At 47.3% G+C, this 565-nt stretch carries 1 protein-coding gene; it reads right to left on the bottom strand.

What is annotated here, in order from left to right:
• On the bottom strand, positions 1-565 hold a 565-nt coding region (locus R8N47_RS27295; protein ID WP_318186377.1), incomplete at both ends, for a GGDEF domain-containing protein.

Here is a 565-nt window from a genome sequence, read left to right as displayed (position 1 = left end):
TATCGGCTTTATTGACCAATGAATCTACGGTGTCACCAACTTCGACCTCTGCCACACCAAAAGATGCGGTAATGCTATGAACTTGTGTGCCCGAGCGTTTATCACGTACGCGCAGCTTTTCAATCATGCGGCGTAGGGTATCGGCATATTGGCGGGCGATTCGTAGGGATTTGTTTGGCACAATTAACGCAAATTCTTCGCCGCCGAAGCGGTACGCACTCACGCCATCGCGACAGCTCTGTTGCAGTCGACGCGCGATCGCTTTCAAAACTGTGTCACCAAATAGGTGCCCATAGTTATCGTTGAACGCTTTAAAGTGGTCGATATCCAGCAAGATGAGAGTCATCGCCTGATTAGCGTTAATCAGCATGCTCAAATCAGTATCAAAGGCGCGACGATTGTAAAGATTAGAGAGTCCATCAAACAGCGCGTCTTTTTGTACTTCGGCTAATTGATGCTTCAAACGAGAAATTTCTTCACTCGCATTGGTGAGTTGACGGTTTAAGAATTTAGTTGAGTGGCGAATCTCATGAGATTCAGCAACGAGTTGGCGGATCACCACCAT

This window comes from Vibrio sp. 2132-1 (assembly GCF_033344315.1).
This window is presented reverse-complemented; position numbering and strand designations above follow the sequence as displayed.